This is a genomic window from Frankia sp. R43 (assembly GCF_001306465.1).
Lineage (GTDB): Bacteria > Actinomycetota > Actinomycetes > Frankiales > Frankiaceae > Parafrankia > Parafrankia irregularis.
This window is the reverse complement of the sequence record NZ_LFCW01000002.1, coordinates 182,806-200,989: the sequence shown is the minus strand read 5'-3', so window position 1 is coordinate 200,989 and position 18,184 is coordinate 182,806. Positions and strand designations below refer to the sequence as shown.

General features: G+C 68.2%; 16 protein-coding genes and 1 pseudogene. 6 read left to right on the top strand and 11 right to left on the bottom strand.

Going from position 1 to position 18,184, the window contains the following annotated elements; genetic code table 11:
* Positions 1-4 precede the first annotated feature (4 nt).
* The 3 genes from ACG83_RS08460 to ACG83_RS45770 all read right to left on the bottom strand — a co-directional run bounded on the left by ACG83_RS08460 (position 5) and on the right by ACG83_RS45770 (position 4,340).
* Entirely contained in the window at positions 5-1,834 is a 1,830-nt protein-coding gene (locus ACG83_RS08460) for a hypothetical protein (RefSeq protein WP_054565631.1), read from the bottom strand.
* 635 nt (positions 1,835-2,469) lie between these two features.
* Entirely contained in the window at positions 2,470-3,504 is a 1,035-nt protein-coding gene (locus ACG83_RS08455; RefSeq protein WP_054566490.1) for a replication-relaxation family protein, read from the bottom strand.
* Positions 3,505-3,680: 176 nt separating this feature from the next.
* Entirely contained in the window at positions 3,681-4,340 is a 660-nt protein-coding gene (locus ACG83_RS45770) for a hypothetical protein (RefSeq protein WP_054565630.1), read from the bottom strand.
* Positions 4,341-4,470: 130 nt separating this feature from the next.
* Between ACG83_RS45770 and ACG83_RS08445 the strand changes: the two genes are divergently transcribed.
* The 4 genes from ACG83_RS08445 to ACG83_RS08430 are packed head-to-tail and all read left to right on the top strand — an operon-like array spanning position 4,471 to position 8,612.
* On the top strand, positions 4,471-5,577 hold the full coding sequence (locus tag ACG83_RS08445; RefSeq protein WP_054565389.1) for a site-specific integrase: 1,107 nt from the start codon (positions 4,471-4,473) through the stop codon (positions 5,575-5,577).
* Positions 5,574-5,912, top strand: a complete 339-nt coding sequence (locus ACG83_RS08440) for a hypothetical protein (protein WP_043591750.1) — start codon at positions 5,574-5,576, stop codon at positions 5,910-5,912. The genes ACG83_RS08445 and ACG83_RS08440 overlap by 4 nt, the downstream gene beginning before the upstream one ends.
* On the top strand, positions 5,909-8,173 hold the full coding sequence (locus tag ACG83_RS08435) for a site-specific integrase (RefSeq protein WP_051623938.1): 2,265 nt from the start codon (positions 5,909-5,911) through the stop codon (positions 8,171-8,173). The genes ACG83_RS08440 and ACG83_RS08435 overlap by 4 nt, the downstream gene beginning before the upstream one ends.
* Positions 8,163-8,612 (top strand): DUF6262 family protein, encoded by a 450-nt coding sequence (locus tag ACG83_RS08430; protein ID WP_023841883.1) that lies wholly within the window; start codon positions 8,163-8,165, stop codon positions 8,610-8,612. The genes ACG83_RS08435 and ACG83_RS08430 overlap by 11 nt, the downstream gene beginning before the upstream one ends.
* A 91-nt stretch (positions 8,613-8,703) precedes the next feature.
* Here ACG83_RS08430 and ACG83_RS46535 read toward each other — a convergent pair.
* From ACG83_RS46535 to ACG83_RS08405, 6 genes and pseudogenes are all read right to left on the bottom strand, one after another.
* Positions 8,704-8,994 (bottom strand): annotated as a pseudogene (locus ACG83_RS46535) (hypothetical protein); the annotation flags it as partial.
* 112 nt (positions 8,995-9,106) lie between these two features.
* Complete coding sequence (locus ACG83_RS08425) at positions 9,107-11,086, bottom strand: recombinase family protein (RefSeq protein ID WP_054565629.1); 1,980 nt, start codon at positions 11,084-11,086, stop codon at positions 9,107-9,109.
* A 49-nt stretch (positions 11,087-11,135) separates the two neighbouring features.
* The gene (locus tag ACG83_RS08420) at positions 11,136-11,744 is read right to left on the bottom strand and encodes an ImmA/IrrE family metallo-endopeptidase (protein WP_054565628.1); all 609 of its coding nucleotides are present in this window, start codon (positions 11,742-11,744) and stop codon (positions 11,136-11,138) included.
* A 50-nt stretch (positions 11,745-11,794) separates the two neighbouring features.
* The gene (locus tag ACG83_RS42120) at positions 11,795-12,172 is read right to left on the bottom strand and encodes a helix-turn-helix domain-containing protein (RefSeq protein WP_161934725.1); all 378 of its coding nucleotides are present in this window, start codon (positions 12,170-12,172) and stop codon (positions 11,795-11,797) included.
* A gap of 137 nt (positions 12,173-12,309) precedes the next feature.
* Positions 12,310-13,338, bottom strand: a complete 1,029-nt coding sequence (locus ACG83_RS08410; RefSeq protein WP_054565626.1) for a site-specific DNA-methyltransferase — start codon at positions 13,336-13,338, stop codon at positions 12,310-12,312.
* Positions 13,335-13,976, bottom strand: a complete 642-nt coding sequence (locus ACG83_RS08405) for a replication-relaxation family protein (RefSeq protein ID WP_083473099.1) — start codon at positions 13,974-13,976, stop codon at positions 13,335-13,337. The genes ACG83_RS08410 and ACG83_RS08405 overlap by 4 nt, the downstream gene beginning before the upstream one ends.
* Before the next feature lie 231 nt (positions 13,977-14,207).
* Here ACG83_RS08405 and ACG83_RS08400 point away from each other — a divergent pair, with 231 nt between their 5' ends.
* Positions 14,208-15,440, top strand: coding sequence for an IS110 family transposase (locus ACG83_RS08400; protein ID WP_054564112.1), 1,233 nt, complete (start codon positions 14,208-14,210; stop codon positions 15,438-15,440).
* Positions 15,441-15,452: 12 nt separating this feature from the next.
* On the opposite strand, the gene ACG83_RS08395 is transcribed toward ACG83_RS08400, so the two are convergent.
* Both ACG83_RS08395 and ACG83_RS08390 read right to left on the bottom strand, forming a co-directional pair.
* A complete protein-coding gene (locus tag ACG83_RS08395; RefSeq protein ID WP_235497788.1) occupies positions 15,453-16,229 on the bottom strand; it encodes an acyl-CoA dehydrogenase family protein in 777 nt (258 codons plus the stop codon).
* 87 nt (positions 16,230-16,316) lie between these two features.
* Complete coding sequence (locus tag ACG83_RS08390) at positions 16,317-17,135, bottom strand: SDR family NAD(P)-dependent oxidoreductase (RefSeq protein ID WP_054565624.1); 819 nt, start codon at positions 17,133-17,135, stop codon at positions 16,317-16,319.
* Between the two features lie 303 nt (positions 17,136-17,438).
* Here ACG83_RS08390 and ACG83_RS08385 point away from each other — a divergent pair, with 303 nt between their 5' ends.
* The gene (locus ACG83_RS08385) at positions 17,439-18,146 is read left to right on the top strand and encodes an ABC transporter ATP-binding protein (RefSeq protein WP_054565623.1); all 708 of its coding nucleotides are present in this window, start codon (positions 17,439-17,441) and stop codon (positions 18,144-18,146) included.
* The last annotated feature ends 38 nt before the right edge of the window (positions 18,147-18,184 follow it).

Genomic DNA, 18,184 nt, shown 5'->3' with positions numbered 1-18,184 from the left:
CACCCTATATAGTATTCGGCGCTTCGGGTTCGCCGTCAAGGAGACGATCCTCGGGCAGCCTGACGGCACCGAGCGTCTCGGCAAGCAGTTCCGAGGACTGCCGCGACACCCGATCGGAGTAACGGACCGCGATCTGTGCCTCCCGCCGCACGAAGCTGGCCAGGTCCATGCTGCGCAGGTTTCCCTGTGCCTTGCGCGCAAGTATGTCGGCCATTGTCGGACCGCCGCTCTCGGCGATCCCTTCCAGAAGGTCGACGTCCTCGAGCGACAGCACCTCCAGCTGGGTGATGCCGGCTCCTTGCAGAAAACCTTCGGTGGCCAGGCGTTCCTGGATCCGGCTGTGCGTGACCGGGGAGTTCGGGAACTGGTCGTCGGTGACCAGCACCGGGTGGTAGCGGCGGCTCGCCGGGGCCGGGCGTCCGGTCAGCCTCGACTCGCCCTCCCGCAACGCCTTGATCGTGGCCTCGAACTGCTTGGCCTTCCGCTTGAAGATCAACATCTCGAGGTCGTGATCAACGGCCGTAGTCGATCCTCCGACGGCGCTCGCGCGGGTGAGCCGGTGGGAGTTCACCTCGACCAGCACGAAGGCGTCGCCATAGTCGACGACGAAATCGCAGACCTTCTGGCCGCCCTTCTTGCTGATGCTGAACGCCTTCAGCAGGTCCTGCTCCGAGTAGACCCGCGGCTGCCCGCCGGCTGACGGGGCGATCGCGCGCAGCACCTCCCCGACGTAGGCCTCGACCGCGTCGGCGACGAGGTTGCGCAGCTTGTTCCCGCGTTGGGTGTTCAGGTGGGTGCCGTCCCAGCCTGCGACGTCCCAGTAGATCAGGCCCCCGAGCACCCGGTCGGCCAGCAGCCGCGGCGACACCACGATGTAGGTGTCGTCGCCGAGCCGGAACAGGGGGTGCCGGCTGAAGACCGAGAACGTCCAGGCGAAGCCGAACTCGTTCTCGTCCTTGGTGACTTTCGCGACTGCGGCGGCGCGATCGGTCGAGAGCAGGTCCAGGACCGCCTTGATCTCGTCCGCCGGGAGCAGCAGACCCTCGAAGGCGTTCAGCCCGACCAACGGCAGCCTCCTGGTAGCAAATGCCCACGCCGTCAGGGCAACGATGATGACGTTCCGCAGGGGCAGTCCGGTCGTCTGGAGGAACTCGCGGTCGAAGTCGAGGTACCGCTGCGGCTCCTGCGCTGCCAGCTCGGGCATGAGCTGCAGGTAGATCCGCCGGAACCGTGCGAGCAGTGACTTGTCGTCGTAGCCGGAGTTGAAGTACTGGTTGGCCACCAGCTCCAGAGACAGATCGGCCGGCACCGATCCCCACGGGCTGCCGGCGGCAGCCAAGCGGTGCTTCCCTCTGCCGTCCAGGTAGTCGGACATGCCCACCAGCGCCCCCACGAGCGGCATGTCGGTATCGGGATGGTCGGCCGGTGGCTCGCCTGGGCTGATTAGCAGCGCCAGCTTCGCCAGCAGGAGAAGAGCCTGCGGAATCAAGATCCGACTGCCTTGCCGGATGAGCCTCCTGGCACGCGGCGCGATGTCCGCGTCGTCGAACTGCACGAAGTACTTCTCGACGTACTCCCGATCAATAGCCACGTCGTCGTCGGCCGCCTCGATGGCGGCCAACCAATAGCCGCAGAACGCCAGCGTCTGCGCAACCGACCGCCGTCTGACCAGGACAACAACGTCGTCGGGCGGCATCGGCTGCCCAAGGAGCTCGGTCCCGGTGGCGAACGACTGGATCAGATCGATGGGCCACGGAGCGGAGCTGGCCGGGACGAACAGACCGCTTCGACGTGCCTGGAACTGCTCAGCGGCCGCTGTCAGTGGAGACCCCAACGCCTGCTGTCCATCACCCCGTCGAAGGCCCGCCCGAACCAGGCGATCGAGCGGCGCCGAGTCCACCACGGAAAACCCCCACATTTCGAGACCGGCGTCCCGGCGCTCGACGAGAGAGGACTCGCGATGCTGCCTCAGCCAGGCAAGGCGCTTGCCTGCGGACGTGTGTGAACGCACCCGAGCCTACGGTGCTCCGGGGATCACGACGCCACGTGCACGACACCCCCATCGAACAGGTTGCGATCGGGGCACTACGAACGCTCGCGCTGCAGAGCGCGACACCGATATCGATCCGACGCCCGACGGCAGCGGCTTTGTGTTCCGCGGCAGCGCCGAGGCTTCGGCCCCAGCGAGGGAGACAACAGCTATCACCTCAGATAGTAACGGCGGCAGTCCGTACGCAAGGTCCTGCGGCAGGCGAGCGCGCCGGCGGCGTAAACGATCACCGCCATCCTCGTGGCTCGCTACCGCACATCCAGATACTCCCACCCGCCCAGACGGCATCAGACATCCGGGCCGAAGACCCGGCGGACCGGCCTGCCAGTTGCGGCAGCCATGCCCATTCGAGCCGAGAGGCGCTGCCACCTGGCGCGGTGCGCAGATGGCAGCGCCCCTTCAGGCCATGCTAGTTGCGGTCAGGCCGCGCGCAGTTGGGGATCAGGACCGGCAGGTGGCATCGGCTGGGGCGGATGGAGCCGTGTCGGGCGTCCGGGGTCGCTGTCGGCTATGGAGTTGTCCGTCAAGGGCTTAGCGGTGGGAGGCCAGAGGTCGGCCAGCTGGCCCAGGCTGAGGCGACCGGTAGCGGGCCGGGTGAGGGGTAGCCAGCGGGTCAGGGTGGCGTCCAGGTGTTGGTCGGGTTCGGCGAGGTCCGCGGCCGTCGTTGCGACCGGTACCCGCGCCGGGTCATCAAGGTTGCGCAGCGCCTCGGTGAGGACCTCGCGGAGGCGGGCTTCGCGGCGCAGGGTGGTGGTCCAGATCAGGACCGGCGTGTGGATGCGGGTCGACTTGGCGAGACGGTCGTAGGCGTCGATCTTGGAGGTGAGACGGCGGAGCGCTTCGGTGCCGAAGTCCAGTTCGAGAAACCACTCGACCTCGGCGCGGCCGTGTGCCCACCTGCCATACGCATCAGGTCGCACGATGTCCCCGAACGAGCGGGCGCAGCGTTCCTCCGACCACCAGGCCGCCAGCCGGCCCGCGGCCTCGGGCTGGCGGGCGTGGAGGACCAGCCGGGTGAACATCCCGTTGACCGCGACCCGATGCGCCAGGTGCAACGAGTGGGCGATGCCCATGGCCCGGTCATGCTGGTAGCCGATCTTCTTCGGGTCCAGTCCGTCCTCGTGCGCGAGGACGGCGGCGCCGGCGACGTCGAGGACGTAGTGCATGGGCGACAAGCCACTGACGGCCAGCGGCTGGAACCGGTCGAGGATCCGCCAGCGGTAGAGCTCCAGCAGGCGCAGGTTCGCTGACCGGCGGGTGACCCAGCTCAGTTCGACGATCTGGTGGGTGGTCAGCACCCGATGCTCGTGGATCATCCGCGTGATCCACCGGTCCCGGGGGGTGAGATGGCGGACCAGCCACAACTGATGCTCACTGCTGGACACGACGCGGGCGGCGGGTCGTGTGTAGGTGCGGCGGCCGAGGTAGGTCTGCTGCGGAGGATTCGTGATCACGTCGAGGGTCTCCCCAAAGAGCTGATCATGCGAGCGGCGGTGGACGGACAGGTAGGCAGAACCGGCCGACAGCCGGGACCGGTCGGGGGGTGAGCGGGCTGGCGTGTCCGCGCCCGGACACGCCGCCCACACGCGCACGAGGTCCACCCCCGTCCCACCCGTCAGGGCAGGGGCCGTCATCCGACCGCGGCCAGCACACCCGTCCCGGCCGGATCCACCGGACCGAGATCAACCATGTCGTCAGCCGGCCCGACCGCCGCCAGCAACCTGTCCGCGGCCCCGTCGTCGGCATCCGACGCGAGCGCGGCCGTACCGACCTCGGGCAGGTCGGCGTTGGGGGCGTGTTCTTCCAACACTCGATGGGCCTCGGTGCGTAGTTGCGCGACCAGAGCCCGAGCCCGCTTCGAGCCGACCTTCAGCCGCTTGCGCAGCTCATCCGAGGAGATCGGCCGGCGGTGCTCCTCCCAGTAGCGGGCATCCTCACGCCGCGCCCGTTCCAACAGCGACCCGTCGAGCACCACGGTGCTCGGCCGGCCGGGAGCGCGCTGCGACGGAACCGCCGCCGCCTCGGCCTGGGGGATCTCGCCTCCGGATGGCGCCGACACGGTGGTGGACACCCTTACCCCCTCGGGCTCTTCCGGCTGGGACCCGGACTGAGAGATCGCTGCGTCCTGTACGACGGGGTGGAGGGTGGTGGGGTGGCGCATCGCGCGCAAGAGCCCCGGGCCAACCTCGGACCAGCCGATAAGCAGCGCCGGGCCGACCGCGTCGAACGCGGCCTTCCCGTAGTCCCCTGCGATCACCGGCTCGGCGATGTTCAACGCCAGCGTCACCACGCTGGTTATCTGAAGCTGTCGTAGCTCTGTCTTCGGTGTCCGGGACGGGCGTTCGAGGCCCGATGATCTGCCTTGTGGACATGGTTATCTCCACCTCGTCCAGCACGTGGATGAGGTGGAGGAGGAGCGGATGCATGTCCAGCGGGTGGCCTTGCCCGGTTCCCGGGTGGATTCGTGGACTGTCCTGGGTGTCGACGACGCTCCGGTCGAACCGGTCGAGCGGTATCTGGCCTATCTCAGCGATATCGAGCGGTCTCCGAACACGGTCAAGGCCTACGCCCATGATCTGAAGGACTACTGGGTCTTTCTGGGGTGGCGGGGGCTGGACTGGCGGGAGGTGCGGCTGGAGGACATCGGCGAGTTCGTGGCCTGGTTGCGGCTGTCGCCGGCGGGCCGGGACGGGCGGGTGGCGGTGCTGCCGTCGGTGGAGCCGGCGGTGTCGGCGTCGACGGTGAACCGGAAGCTGTCGGCGTTGGCCGCGTTCTACGCCTACCAGGTGCGCCATGGCGTGGATCTGGGCGAGTTGCTGACGACGTGGGGGCCGCCGGGCCGTCGCGGCGGGTGGAAGCCGTTCCTGCATCACATCGGCAAAGGCAGGCCGCAGCCGCGGCGCACGATCGCGTTGAAGACCGCGAAGAAGCTGCCGCGGGTCCTGGCGGCGGCCGAGGTGCAGGCTGTGCTGGACGCCTGCACCCGGCTGCGGGACCGTTTCCTGTTCGCTGTTCTCTACGACACCGGGATACGGGTCGGCGAGGCGCTGGGCCTGCGGCATGACGATATCGACGCGGCTGCCTGCGAGGTTATCGTTGTCCCGCGGGACAACGATAACGGTGCACGGTCGAAATCCCGGGGGCGGCGGGTGGTCCCGGTGAGCGCCGGCCTGGTCCGCCTTTATGCGGACTACCTGCATGGCGAGTACGGGGATCTGGACTCCGACTATGTGTTCGTCAACCTGTTCGCCGAACCGCGTGGGCAGGCATTGTCCTACCCGGCCGCCTACGATCTGGTGAAAAGGCTGCGGAAACGCACCGGGATCGATTTTGACCCGCACTGGTACCGGCATACCTATGCCACCCGGCTGCTTCGCGACGGGGTGCCTGTCGAAGTGGTGTCCACTTTACTTGGCCATGCCAGCGTCACCACCACGCAGACGGTTTACGGGCACCTGACCGTGGAAGACGCTCGGCGGGCGCTTGCGGCGGCGGGCTGGTTCACCGGGACCGAGGTGGCCCTGTGACCGCCTACGAGATCATCCACGCCGAGCAGGCTGGCTGGCAGCGCCGTGCCGCCGCCGAGTTGGGGCGGATCCTGGCCGAGCACCCTGGCCTACCGGCGCTCGCCTGGACCGTGGGGCCGGCCGGGGCGACGCTGTCCGGCCGGGTCGGCGGGCTGGTGCCGGCGGCGCGGGTGCGGGCGGATTTCGATGCCTGGCGGGCCGCGCTGGCGCTCGGCGAGCACCAGCCCGGCACCGGCGCAGGGGTGACCCATCTGCACGCGGCGGCCTACCGCAACCGGGTCCGGGTCACGCTGTCCGCCACCGTCTGCGACGACGACGAAGGCGATGTGCGATGAGCCGCCCCCACGCCGGTTCCAGGCCGGCGGGCGGAGCGCCCGCGGCAGGCCGGGCGGGGCTGTCGGCCACGCTGATGGCCGCGGTCCGCGCGGAGTTCCGGGTCGAGGTCCTCACCATCGACCCGGCCGACCCGGTCTTCGGCGGCCCACCCTGCACGGTCGCCGGCTGCGAACGGACCAGTCGCAGCCAAGGATTGTGCGTCGGCCACAACCAGCGATGGCTGCGCGCGGGAAGGCCCGACCTGACGTCGTTCCTCGTCACCACCGCACCGGCGCTGCGCGGCCGTGCGCCCCTGGCCTCGTGCCGGGTGGAGACCTGCCGTAACGGACGTCATGCCTACGGCCTGTGCACGGCGCACGAGCACGTCTACGCACGGGCCGGCCGCCCGGAGCTTGCGACCTGGCTGGGCCAGCTGCCGTCGGTCGACCCCTCGGTGCCACGCGAGCCCTGCCGGGTGACCTACTGCGACCTGTGGGCGCAGGGCAGCGTCCCGTTGTGTGTCACCCACGCGTCGCGGTGGAGCCAGGCCGGGAAACCCGACGTCGAACAGTTCGCCCGGGATTACGGCGACTGGACACCGCGCGTCGAGCAGATCGATCTGCGCCGGCTCGGCCCCCAGCTGCGGCTGGAGATGCAGTACGTCATCCAGCGGCGCCGCGACGACGCGCAGATCCGCACCACCCCGACTCTGGTCCAGACCGTCGTGCACTTCTTGGCCCGCAGCGGCGCGACGTCCCTGCTCGACCACACGGAGCAGACCTGGCGGGACCGGTTCGGGCCCCGCGGACCGAACTCGGGCACCTCCGCCCGGGCCCTGCTGCTGTTCGGGCACCGCCAGATCGAACAGCTCACCTATGGCAGCGGCTGGGACGTCGAATATCCCCGCGACGTCTGGCGGCTGCACAACCTCGGGATCACCGAGTTCCACCGGCACCTGCGGTTCGACCGGATACCCCAGCCCTGGCTGCGCGGGCTCGCGAAGCGGTGGCTGCGCTGGCGGCTCGGCGGCGGCCTGAGTGAGAACGCGGCCGGGCAGTCGCTGGCGGCCCTGGTGCGTTTCGCCGTGTTCCTCGCCGCGAAGGGCATCGACTCCCTGGCCCAGGTGGACAGGCCGATCCTCGAACGCTATCTCGCCGAGGTGCACAAGGCCTTGGGCGGGAAGTCGTCCCACGGGACGACCATCGGCTACCTGGGCGCCTTCTTCCAGGCCATCCGCCGGCACCGCTGGGACACCTCGCTGCCGGCGAGCGCCGTCTTCTTCACCGAGGACTACCCGGCCCCGCCCCAGCTGCTTCCCCGTGCCCTGGCCGAACACGTCATGGCCCAGGTCGAACACCCCGACAACCTCGCCCGCTGGCACGACCCGGCCAGCCGCGTCGTCACCCTCATCCTCATCCACACTGGCCTACGCATCGGCGACGCACTGCAACTCCCGGTCGACTGCATCGTCCGGGACACCGACGGCGCCCCCTACCTGCGCTATCTCAACCACAAGATGAAACGGGAGGCGCTGGTCCCCATCGACGAAGAACTCGAAGCCGAGATCACCCGGCAGCAGCGCCGCGTCACCGACCGGTGGCCCGACACCACCCCGACGCTGTTTCCCAAGACGAAAGCCAACCCGGACGGCCGGAAACCACTCGCCAGCTCCACCTACCGCACCGCACTCGCCCGCTGGCTGACCCGCTGCGACATCCGCGACGAACACAACCAGCCAGCTCACCTGACCCCACACCAATGGCGCCACACCCTCGGAACCAGACTGATAAACCGAGACGTCCCCCAGGAAGTCGTCCGGAAAATACTCGACCACACCTCCCCAGAAATGACCGCCCACTACGCCCGGCTACACGACACCACCGTGCGCCGCCACTGGGAAAAAGCCCGCAAAGTCAACGCCCACGGTCAGGAAGTGACACTCGACCCGGACGGGCCCCTGGCCGAGGCGGCCTGGGCGAAACAGCGGATCTCCCGCGCCACCCAGGCGCTGCCGAACGGCTACTGCGGCCTACCGGTACAGAAAAACTGCCCGCACGCGAACGCCTGCCTGACCTGCCCGACTTTCCTCACCACCGCGGAATTCCTACCCGAACACCGCCGGCAGCACCAGCAGACCCTGCACATCATATCCGCCGCCGAAGCCCGCGGCCAGCAGCGCCTGGCCGAGATGAACCGCCGCGTCGCCGGAAACCTCGAGAAAATCATCACCGCCCTCACCGAAGACAGCAGGCAGAAAGACACGGTCGCCGATGCGTCCTGACAACACCGCCCCCATCACCGCCGCCGCCCGCCGCCGGCACGACCAGGCCCGCGCCCGCGCTACCCAGGCGCTGCGCGAGCTCGACCGCGCCGGCGCCCCCGTCACCTTCGGGTCCGCGGCAGCCGCAGCCGGCGTCTCCCGGTCCTGGCTCTACACCCAGCCCGACCTGCGCGCCGAGGTCGAACGCCTCCGCGCCGCCACCAGGCAGACACCATCCCCGCCCGTCCCCACCCGCCAGCGCGCCTCCGAGGCCGCGCTGCTCGCCCGGCTGGAAGCAGCCCTGCAACGGAACCGGGAACTCGCCGACGACAACCAGCGGCTACGCCGCCAACTCGCCCACGCCCTCGGCGACCAGCGAAAACCACCCACCGGACACGCGGACAGCCGACCACGCCGGAACATCCCAGAAAACTCTCCCACAACGATCGGACCGTGCTGAACAGCAGGAAACGATCTCGGGTGTTCGCGTCGACGACATCGTCCTCGACGCGAACACCCAGGTCACAGCCTTGATCAATAGTGAAGCTCAAGATAACCAGCGAGAACACCAGCAGCCGCCGCGCCGGACGCAGCAGCTCCGGCGGAGCACCCTGCAACGCCAGCTGCCGCGTGCCCAGCAAAAGGCCCACCACAGACAAGTCGACCGCCGGAGCCACCAGGGGCGCGACCCAGACCGGCACTCCCAGACGCAGCCCGAGCTGGAAGACGTTGCCGAATCCGAAGGCGAACGTCAGCCCGACGACCACAATCATGATCACCGTGACCAGGGTGACCGCCACGTCACTTCCTGCCGCCGACCGCACCCCAGCCGGACCGTCCATCACGGCGGCGCCATCCGCGGCCATCAGGCACCGCCCCCGGTCAGCGCCCGCGCCGCTACCGGCCGGGATCCGTCACTGGGCGTGATAGGCGCGGGTACGCGGGCCGACACGATCAGGCTCGTTTTGAGCTGGTTCTGCGTAGATGCTGTACGAGCCTCCCCCGGGGTACCACAAATTGGACATGCACACCAAGACATGTCCTCCCTGTCCCACTATCGCCCTCATCTTCAAACATACGTTCGAACACGGCCGCTGGTTGCAGCCTAGCCTCAGGCGCCCGCCCGCTGGGGCCACCCTCCGCCAGCACATCCTCATCCACCACACGATCAACCACCGCACCCTCGGCCCCGGCGAAGGCGCTTCCTTCTTCTCCCACCAGCGCCGCGAACGGCTCCGTCAAAGCCACCCGCTCCACAGCGCCGTCACTGCCGATGAACAACTTGACGAACAAACCCTGGTTGATCAATCTCCTTACCGCCGGCGGCGCCACTAGGTACTGCTCCTCGCAGCTGCCCGCCACCACCAACGCCCGCTCCAGCTGCAGCTCAAGATCACTCAAGGTGGCGTCAGCCGACGTCAGCTCCCGCTGTGCCGCCGCCTTCTCTCGGGTCAACCGCTCCATCTCACTGCTCAGCAGGTCCAAGGGCACCGCGCCCGCGTAGTGGGCGCCGAGCAGCTTCTGCCGCTCGCTATCGATCCGAGTCATCTGCCGGGCCGCTCGCACTCGAGTCCGCTCAGCCTCGGCCCGCTCCACTGCCAGCTCCTGCCGCACCGCCTCGCGGATCTGCGCCACCCGGGTCGGCGAGAGCTGGAAGCCCTCATAGAACCGGGCAACCCCGGCTTCGATGGCGGTCAGCCGGACCTGCCGCCGCTCGCAGCCCTTCTGCCGGGTTTTCCGTCCGGTGCAGATGAAATATTCATAGGTGCCACCGTTGCCGGTGTTGCGGCTATACACCAATCTTCGTCCGCATGCTGAGCACCAAATCGTGCCCTTGAGATAATGCGGGTGCTTCCGATCTTTCTCCCCCGCGAGGTGGTGAGCGCTCAGCACATCCTGCACCCGCAGCCAGGTGGACGGATCCACCAGTGCCTCATGCTTGCCCTCGTGATACATCCCCTGATACATCACGATGCCCATGTAGTACGGATTGTGCAGGATGTTGAACAGGCTGTTGATGCTCACTGGCGCCGGCATCGCCGATCCCACCGGTCGGGTCCGCAGCCCCTTCTCCTCCAGCGCATCGCACATCGTGCGCAGTGTCCACTGGCCGGTGGCGAACTCGGCGAAGCACCACCGGATGAGCGGGCCACGCTCAGGATCGGTGATGATCGTCCGGATGTCGGCCCCATCCAAAAACTCCTGGTGGTTGAGGTATCCCAGCGGCGCCCGGAACGGCGTGCCACCACCCTTCGCCTTACGGCTCATACCCTTGAGCACCTCGTGCGCCAAGTTGTCGGACTGGTACTGAGCCACGCTGCCGAGCACGTTGTAGAGCAGCTTGCCGGACGGGGTTCCGTCGATCTGCTCCTTGACCGAGATCAGCTTGACGCCCGCCTTGGCCAGCTGCATCCCGAGCACCACGTCGTCTTCCTTCTGACGCGCCCAGCGGTCGATCTTGTGGACGACCAGGAAGTCGATCCGGTGCCGCTTGATGTATTTGAGCAGCTCCTGTAGCTGCGGGCGGTTCATGCTCCGTGCCGAGTCACCGGCCTCGACGAACTCTTTGACTAGCGTTGCCCCGAGTCGGGCAACCTTGGCCCGGCAGTCGTCGCGCTGCTCGGGGATGGAGTAGCCCAAGGCTTCGCCACCCTTACGCGCCTGCTCCTCGGTGCTGACCCGGTAGTAGGTGACCGCCTTCGGCATGTAGTCGGCGGCGATATCCGCCCCAAGGCGCTTGCGCCCCCGCAGCAACTGCAGGGCATCAGCGGCAGCCCCATCACCGCCGTTGAGCTGCGCGATCAGGGCCTTGCGCTCACTTGCCCAGATCGATCCGTACGCCGAACGACGATGAGTCGCCGGGGCACGGGCATCCCGGTCCTGGTCAAGCCCCTGTTCATGCTCGGTGTAGATCGGCAAATCTTTTTCGTCCATATTTTCACCCTTTCGTCTGAATTATATTTTCCATGCCCCCAAATCGAATTCACGGGACCTGGCAGGATATCCCACTTCCGGCGAGTTTTGAAGAATCTCGGACCAAATGGCGGACAGCCCGGACCCGTCCCAACGAAAACCGCAAGACCCGCAACCGAACCGCCATAGCCGCACGGCTCACTTGGAAGAAATCGGCCAAATCCTCGGGATCCCGGATACCGCGCCACCACAGCTGCTTCACCATGCGCTTGGGCATCAGCAAGCACCCCGCAAAGTGATCACACACCCGTTCAACCTGAGCCACACTCAGCTCGGGATACACACAGTCAGCGAGCGGAGCATCGAGCACGTGCTTCAGCTCGTGCATCAGCGTGAACCGTTGCCGGGTCAGCGAGTCGCCGCTGTCCAGCTGGATCAGCCAGTGGCCGTGCGCCCAGGCAGTCCGCCCCGACTCGTCACAGGCACGCCGCACCACCTCCACCTGCGGCAGCTCCTCGATCAGGTGATCGGGCAGGGGCGGCTCGGTGACGTCGAGGGAGAGCAGTACCTTATTGGCCTGCGCTTCCGCGGATGCCAGGGCCTCACGAAACGTCAGTGCCCGGCGGGGCATGATCTCGCGGACGGCATGCAGCAGCCCGCTCTGGATTTTTGGATCCATAGGCAGTTTCCTTTCTTTAATTAGAGAAGAGTGGCGTATTCGCCGAGGAGCTACCCGTCTGGTGCTTCGCGGCCTGGCGCGCCGGGCCCTTGGCCTTCGCGGAGGCGATCGACATAGCGCTCAACCTCTTCGATCTGGTCGGATCGGAGGTCAAATTTCGCTCGAAAGTACGTGGGCATGCTGGGTAGCGGCTGCCCCGACGTCTCCCAGCAAGCATCGTAGAAATCTTCAATGTCCGCATTGAGCGCGAGCGCCAGCTTGTGCACGATCTCGACGATCGGGACCTTGATATCCCCGTCTTCCATGCGCTTGATCCGCGAACGATCGATGCCGCTGCGCCTCGCCAGTTCGTAGAGGCTGAGACCGGCATCCGTTCGTCGCTGCCGCAGCAGCTTGGAAAATGGGGTGGGCGTTGCACCGCTTGACATGAAAATTTCCTCGTTAACTCCCTTTATATTTACACACATCACGGAACGTGACAAGACGAGCAACGCACGAAAATCGAACGCGAATGCGCCCCAAGGAGACCGTTGGCGCCCGGCGCGGCACCTCGGGTGAGCTGCCATCACCGCTGAGCCTGGGGCTGACGGGCATCCGCCAGCCGCCGCCTCGTCAGCGCCGCGTACACCGGGTTCAGCTCGATACCGACCCAGTCCCGGCCGTGCGCCTGCGCACAGAGCGCAACGCTGCCGCTGCCCATAAAGGGATCGAGGACGACGCCGGGCACCACCTCGCTGTCGCACCCGCAGTCCGGCTTGAGCTGCCCGATCTTCGGCCGCAGCGCTTGCCGGTCGAGCGGCACACGGCGCCATGGCTGACCGCAGGCGGCGCATACCTGCTCCGGGCACGTCGCCAGCAGCGGACGCTGCACAAGCTTGATCGGAAACGTGGCGAAGTGCGCGCCCCGATACCCGCCAGTCGCCAGTGACCACACATCCCCGGGGTTGCGCCCGAGCGGATGGCTACCCCGACCCAGACGCTTCAGCTGATCAAGCCCGGTGTTGCGGCTCAGGCCGGATCGCTCGGGCGCCGCTTCCCTGGGCGGATACTCCCGAGCAGCCACCGCCGGCCGCGGACGCGGCGGCCGGCTGGTCGGCGGCACTCGGATGGCATCAAGATCGAAGAAGTATCGGGGCGCGCGGACCAGGAAGTACAGCACCTCGTGTGTTGGGCTCAGGCGATCGGCCACGCTGGAGGGCATCGGATTCGTTTTGGCCCAGATCACCTGATTGCGCACGATCCAGCCGTCTGCGGCCAGCGCCACGGCCAGCCGCTGCGGTCCGAGCAGCAGGCTCTTCTTGATCGCCCCCTCCGCAGCGTCGCTCGCATACTGGTCTCCCAGGTTTAGCCAGAAGCTGCCGCCGGGCTTGAGCACCCGAGCGACCTCGCGGGCCACCACCCGTAGGCATTCCACCCAGGCTTCGACGTTCGACTCCAGCCCAATTTGCCCGGAATGCCCATAGTCACGGAGCCCGAAGTAGGGCGGGGAAGTGATCACGCAGTCGATACACGACGGTGGCAGCTCGGCGAGCCGGGTGAGCGCGTCCCCGACGATCACCTGGTTTCGGCGCAGTTGATCTGTGCGCACCGTCATCGCCCGGCCTCCGTCGCCGCATCCGGCAACGTGCCGAGGTAGGACACCGCGTCGCTGCGGCGCGCGACCGCGAACAGCGCCTGAGCAGCTGTGGGCAGCCGGCTGAGCACCTCACGCATCCGGGCTTCACGCCGCTCATCCGGTACCAGCCACAGCACTTCGGGGAAGACGCCGTGACGCTGCGCTTCCAGGCCGGTCTGCCAGTAAGCCGCGTAAACCCGGGCTTTGCGGGCGATCACGGTCCGGCTCTCGCTGCTCAGATCGATCTCGACGAAGGCGCTGCGCTCGAGGTCACCGATAACCAGCCGAACGAAGGCATCAGGCTTGAGCGTGACCGACTCAACCGCGGAGCCGCTGAACGTACGCCAGCAGGCCGGCTCCGGCTGGAAGTCCAGGAGTTCGAGCCGGCCGGCGCGCGTGGCCACGACCAGCGACACCGCCAGTTCGGTAATCGCCAGCACATGGTTCTGGTGAGCGGGGCTGGTCTCCCAGGTTCGGCGGTGCCGGCCGGCCGCGGATGCGTCGAGTGCGAGTACCGCCTGGCCGAGGCCGGCGATTCCGTAGACGAAGCCCTGGCTTCCGGCCCGCACTCCCCCGATAGATCGCTCCATGCGCACCACGGCACCGAGTTCGCTCAAGCGTTGCAGTCCGTCATGGCCCCTGGTGGGGCCACCCGGGACAGGGTGAAAATGTGGTGGGGCGTTCGGTCGACGTCGTTAGTACTTGGTGCTGTGAGCCCGGGTTGCAGTCGGACGCTGGAGGCCGCCTTCAGGCACCCGTGACTGTTGCTGCGAGCACGTGACTCAGCTTCTTCTTCGCCTGGTCGGTCTCCCCGGACGTCCCGCCTGACACACGGTGGGAGGTGGCCAGTGGAGACACTCGTCGAGCGGTGCGCCGGTCTCGACATCGGCAAGGCCGACGTGAAGGCCTGCATCCGGATCCCCGGTCCGGGGAAACGCCGCCGGCAGGAAGTCCGCACGTTCGCCACCACCACACCAGCGCTGCTGGAGTTACGGGACTGGCTGGCCGCGCATCAGGTGACCGTGGTCGGGATGGAAGCCACCGGCGACTACTGGAAGCCGGTGTTCTACCTGCTTGAGGACGCCTTCGACTGCCAGCTCCTCAACGCCCGGCACATGCGCAACGTCCCCGGCCGCAAGACCGACGTTGCCGACTCCGCCTGGATCGCCAGGCTGATCGAACACGGCCTGGTCCGGCCCAGCTTCGTTCCGCCCCCACCGATCCGGCGATTACGGGACCTGACGCGCTACCGCACCGTCGTCACCCAGGAACGCACCCGCGAGATCCAGCGTCTGCACCGGGTGTTGGAGGACGCCGGGATCAAGCTGTCGGTGTTCGTCTCCGACATTCTCGGTGTCTCCGGCCGGGCCATGCTGGATGCCCTCATCGCCGGTGAACGCGACCCACATGTCCTGGCGGACCTGGCGCGCACCGGAATGCGCCGGAAGATCGGCGCTCTGCGTGACGCGCTCACCGGCCGGTTCGACGACCACCATGCCTTCCTCTGCACCACCATGCTGGGCCGCATCGACGCCGCGACCGCCACCATCACCGACCTCACCGCCCAGGTCGAGACCGAGATCGCCCCGTTCGCGGCCGCGGTCGACCGCCTCGATGGCATCCCCGGGATCAACGCCCGCATCGCGCAGATCATCATCGCCGAGACCGGCGGTGACATGACCCGGTTCCCCACCGCCGGACATCTGGCGTCCTGGGCGGGGCTGTGTCCCGGGAACAACGAGTCGGCCGGCAAGCACTACTCCGGCCGCACCCGCCGCGGTGACACCTGGCTGCGCGGAGCCCTCGGCGAGGCCGCCTCCTCCGCGTCCCGGTCGAAGACCACCTACCTGTCCGCCCACTACCGGCGGATCGCCACCCGCCGCGGCAGCAAACGCGCCCTCGTCGCGGTCTCCCACACCATGCTCGTGATCGCCTGGCACCTGCTCCACGACCAGACCACCTACCGCGACCTCGGCCCCGACTACTACCAACGCCGCCAGGACCCCGAACGTCAAACCCGCAAGCTCGTCCACCAGCTCCAACAGCTCGGCCACCAGGTCACCCTGACAGCCTCACCCTGAGTCATTTTCGACTCAGTACTGCAGGGTGAGGTCGAACAGGTACTGCATGGCGCCGGCGGACTCCGCCGCGCCCAGGACCGCGGCGAGCCGGATCTGCGCGTCGACGGCGGCACCGGCCTGGCCGGGCCGGCCCAGCACGGCGGAGTCGTCCACCACGACGTCGTCGAGACGGACCTCGCACAGCCGCCGGGTCAGGTCCAGCCCGGACAGAACCTCCACCCCGACGCCTGGTGCGGACGCCGGGAGCAGGAACTGGGTGAGCCCTTCGGTCGTGTTCGCCGTCAGCAGCAGCCACTGCGCCGACTGCGCCTCCACCACCAGCCCCTTGCGCCCCGTCAGGCGGTACCCCCCGGACACCGTCTGCGCGTGCGCTCCCGCGGGCCCGGACCAGTCGCCGGACGGGTCGGCGACGGCCCACGCGAGGGCCGCCTCGCCCGTGATGAGGTCGGGCAGGATCTTCGCCTGCTGCTCCTCGGAGCCCTCGCGGCTGAGTGTCGCCACGGCCAGGTTCGTGTCGATGAACGAACCCGGCTGCAGGTAGCGGCCGCGCAGCTCGGCGAGAACGACGGTGTCCAGGACACCGGCATCGGAGACGCTCCCGCCGCCGAGGGACTCCGGAGCCAGGAAGGCGAACCAGCCGACCTCCGCCGCCGCACGCCGGTAGGCCGGGCCGACCTCACCGCCGGCGTCGATCAGCTCGCGCAGCTTCCCGAGCGGGAGGCTCGCCTCGATGAACCGCTCGGCGGTCTCCCGCAGGAGCCGCTGATCGGGGGAGAGATCGGGATCCATGCCGGTTCTCATTCCCTTCGGGGGCTGGTGCCGCGCCTGCCAGTGGTGGACGTGGTCAGTGGTGGGGGCGGTCAGTGGTGGGCGTGGTCAGAGGTTGACCGAGTAACCGCCGTTGACGGGATAGGTCTGACCGGTGATCCAGGACGCGGCGGGGCTGGCGAGGAAGGTGACAAGCCCGGCGACGTCATCCGGCTGCCCGAGCCGGGGCACGATGTAACGCCGCAGCTGGCGCTCGACGCGGCGCTGTATCTCGGGTGACCCGGCAGCCATGTCCGCGAGCCCGATGGTGTCGACGGTGGCGAGCGCGATGTTGTTGACGGTGATCCCGTCCCGCCCCACCTCCCGGGCGATCGCTCGGGTGAACCCCGCCGCACCCGCCTTGGCCGCGGCGTACGGGGCCATCTGCGGCTCGCCGACCCGGCCGGCGTCGGAGACGATCGTGATGATCCGACCGTGACCGGCGGCGATCATGTGGGGGAGCGTCGCCCGGGTGCAGTTCATGACGCCGTAGAGGTTCACGGCGAAGTAGCGCTCCCAGTCGGCTGGTTCGGTGTTCGTGAACTCGCCGAGGCTGACCGAGGGGCCGCGCCCGCCTGACGCCGGCGCGGTCGCGTCCCCGATCGCCGGCCCCGCGTTACCCGCGTTGTTGACCAGGATGTCGACGCCCGCGTCGCTGATCGACCTGGTCACCGCCTGGTAGTCCGAGACGTCGAACGGGACGGCCGCCGCGGCGCCGCCGGCCTGTTCGATCTCCTTGGCGACCGATTCCGCCCGGTTGGCGACGAAGTCGTTCACGAGGACCCTGGCGCCGGCCGCGGCCAGGGTCAGGCAGGCGGCGCGGCCCACGCCCTGACCGCCGCCGGTGACGACGGCCGTCCTTCCGCTCAGATCGATCGTGAAGCTCACGTGCGGTGGCTCCTTGTGTAGTCCGCGCGGTGTTGTCCCGCGGGTAGGAGATGTCGGTTCGGCTCCCGGGCGTTCCGCCCGCCTGTCCGCTTCGCGAGCTTAGTTAAACCGAGTCTAAGTATGCAAGAGTCACTCCATGATCCTTGTGGCTGTGGGCGGCGGCCTGGGGATTCGATCTCCATGCCCGGTGGGTTCGGGTGGTGAGGCTTCCGGAGGGCTGTCGGGCCACGGTTGCGCCGCCGCGTGCGAGGTCTCACACTAATTCAACTTGGTCTAAATATTCTTTCGAGGGAACGGATTGAGATGAGCGCGGAAGAGCCTCCCGTCCTGCAGGCGAAGAACCTCTGCGCCGGGTATCGACGGGTCCCCTGCGTCCGGGATGTCGATCTCGACGTCCGGCCCGGTGAGATCGTCGTCGTGCTCGGCCCGAACGGGGCCGGAAAGACCACCACCCTGCTCACCCTCTCCGGCGCACTGCCGGCGCTCGGTGGTGAGATCCGATGGAGGGGCGAGCCGACCACGGCGGCTCTGCACCACCGTGTGCGGGGTGGACTCGGTGTCGTGCCCGAGGAACGCTCCGTCATCTCCCGGCTTTCGGTGCGTGACAACCTCCGGATCGGTCCCGGGCCCGTCGAGCGGGCACTGGAGCTGTTTCCCGAACTGGAACGGCTGCTCGGGCGCCGGGCCGGCCTGCTGTCCGGGGGCGAGCAGCAGATGCTCTCGACGGCCCGGGCGCTGGCGGCCGAACCCGCGGTCCTGCTCGCCGACGAACTGTCGCTGGGCCTGGCACCCAAGATCGTCACGCGTCTCATGCGCGCGCTGCGCGAGGCCGCCGACCGCGGTGCGGGAGTCCTGCTCGTCGAGCAGCACGCCCGCCAGGCACTGGCGGTCGCCGATCGGGCCTGCGTGCTCAGGCGCGGACGGGTGGTGTGGTCGGGGCCGGCCGAGGAGGCGACGCGGGACATCCGCCGGATCGAGGGCGCCTACCTCGGCGGGGCGACCGCGGCGTGACCTGCGGGTGGCTGGCCGGCCGGTGTGGTTACCGACCG

What these genes read in the sequence shown, in the direction of transcription:
- ACG83_RS08445 (WP_054565389.1), top strand. Translation starts at nt 4,471, where the DNA reads ATGCATGTCCAGCGGGTGGCCTTGCCCGGTTCCCGGGTGGATTCGTGG.
- ACG83_RS08435 (WP_051623938.1), top strand. Translation starts at nt 5,909, where the DNA reads ATGAGCCGCCCCCACGCCGGTTCCAGGCCGGCGGGCGGAGCGCCCGCG.
- ACG83_RS08430 (WP_023841883.1), top strand. Translation starts at nt 8,163, where the DNA reads ATGCGTCCTGACAACACCGCCCCCATCACCGCCGCCGCCCGCCGCCGG.
- ACG83_RS08425 (WP_054565629.1), bottom strand. Translation starts at nt 11,086, where the DNA reads ATGGACGAAAAAGATTTGCCGATCTACACCGAGCATGAACAGGGGCTT.
- ACG83_RS08420 (WP_054565628.1), bottom strand. Translation starts at nt 11,744, where the DNA reads ATGGATCCAAAAATCCAGAGCGGGCTGCTGCATGCCGTCCGCGAGATC.
- ACG83_RS42120 (WP_161934725.1), bottom strand. Translation starts at nt 12,172, where the DNA reads ATGTCAAGCGGTGCAACGCCCACCCCATTTTCCAAGCTGCTGCGGCAG.
- ACG83_RS08410 (WP_054565626.1), bottom strand. Translation starts at nt 13,338, where the DNA reads ATGACGGTGCGCACAGATCAACTGCGCCGAAACCAGGTGATCGTCGGG.
- ACG83_RS08395 (WP_235497788.1), bottom strand. Translation starts at nt 16,229, where the DNA reads ATGGATCCCGATCTCTCCCCCGATCAGCGGCTCCTGCGGGAGACCGCC.
- ACG83_RS08385 (WP_054565623.1), top strand. Translation starts at nt 17,439, where the DNA reads ATGAGCGCGGAAGAGCCTCCCGTCCTGCAGGCGAAGAACCTCTGCGCC.